At 27.3% G+C, this 1,489-nt stretch carries 2 protein-coding genes; one reads left to right on the top strand and one right to left on the bottom strand.

Annotated features, from left to right (window positions below; translation table 11 throughout):
• Positions 1-300: 300 nt before the first annotated feature.
• Positions 301-741, top strand: a complete 441-nt coding sequence (locus LZ480_RS19600) for a hypothetical protein (protein ID WP_241371223.1) — start codon at positions 301-303, stop codon at positions 739-741.
• Between the two features lie 183 nt (positions 742-924).
• Here the strand turns inward: LZ480_RS19600 and LZ480_RS19605 are convergent, their stop codons facing one another.
• Complete coding sequence (locus tag LZ480_RS19605) at positions 925-1,305, bottom strand: VOC family protein (RefSeq protein WP_241371224.1); 381 nt, start codon at positions 1,303-1,305, stop codon at positions 925-927.
• Between the last annotated feature and the right edge of the window lie 184 nt (positions 1,306-1,489).

The following is a 1,489-nucleotide window of genomic DNA, read 5'->3' on the forward strand; positions in this document are numbered from 1 at the left end:
GTGTTTTCTTTTAAACATTAAAACGCATTTTAGTTATAATTAAATCGAAATTTATACACATTAGGATGACTTAACTAATATAATGGGTGATTAAGTAGATTAATTAATGGATGAGTGGACCATTACGAATAAATTGATTTGATAAATTTTAAGGAAATTGATTAAGGACATAATTTAATTATTATTATTAAGTATTGCAGGAAGATTTGGAATTTTGTACACCTGTAATCCTTTAAATAAAATCGATAATTTAGGAAGAGATTCAGACAGGCGTCCTTAGAAAAGCAAGGGGGAAAGTGTATGAAAAGAGTACTAAATATTTTATTAGCTATTATTGTAATAGTAGTTGGTTTTTATTTTGTCATTAATTTCAAACCACCTAAACCAAGCATAACTATTGAAAATAAGAAAGTAGAAGTAATACAAGGATCTTATTGTTGGGGTGGGCTTATTTATGGGCAGTGCGTTGATAAGATTTCTCCACCAGATATGATACTACATAAGAAACTAAAACCTGTTGTTGTATCGCCTGGTGCTAAATTAAAAATAGAATTTAATCGTGAGCCTCATGAAAATTCTTTGTATTTGAGCGTATGGATGGATAATGATGAATTAGAGGATGTCTTGTTAAAAGATAATACGTATTTAGTATCAAAAGAAAAAGGTATTTATGTTTATAGTGTTTCTGCACATTGGAAAAAAGGAAGTTCAAGTTATAATTTCTTAGTTGAAGTTAAGTGATTTTTTATATTAAGCGTACTTAACTTTTTTGAATTATCTTTGAATGTTTTTTTTAGGAGAGAAGAAATTTTTAATTACTTTAAATAAAAAGTTTAATTTTGTGGGAGATTGCTAGTAAAGGTACTGAAACAAACTTTAATATCGAATAGTTTGTTTCAGTATTAAATTTTGTAATAGTAAATGTCAGATTTCTGAACAAATCTCAATGAAATGACCGTCTGGATCTGCGATATATGCTACGGTTTGTCCCCAAGGTTTTATAATAGGTTCTTTTATAATTATGACACCCTGTTGTTTTAATTCATTAATAGTAGATTGTACGTTTTCTACAACAAAGCCAACTTCAAAGGTTTGTGTAGTAAAAGCTGACACGGGTATGTTTAACCCTGTAATTTCTATAACGGATTTACGAGTATTAATTGCAAGAATAGTGTTACCTGTGTCAAATTCAACATATGTATCTTGCTGCATTTTAATAGGTAATTTTAAGACATTATTATAAAACTTCATTGCTTTATCAAAATCATTAACATAAAGAATAATATACTTCATTGAAAACTTCATTTTCAGTCCTCCCTAAAATAATATTAGTAAAAGTATTTTACCACATTAAAATTTGCTGACCATTATAAAATTTATAGACTAGATCAATTATTAACATTAATAAGGAATGGCTATGATATAGTAATTTTATCGTAGGAGTAAAATACACTAGGTTTCTAAATTAAATTTGAAAAAGATAAAAATT

Source organism: Solibacillus palustris (assembly GCF_022549215.1).
Classification (GTDB): domain Bacteria; phylum Bacillota; class Bacilli; order Bacillales_A; family Planococcaceae; genus Solibacillus; species Solibacillus daqui.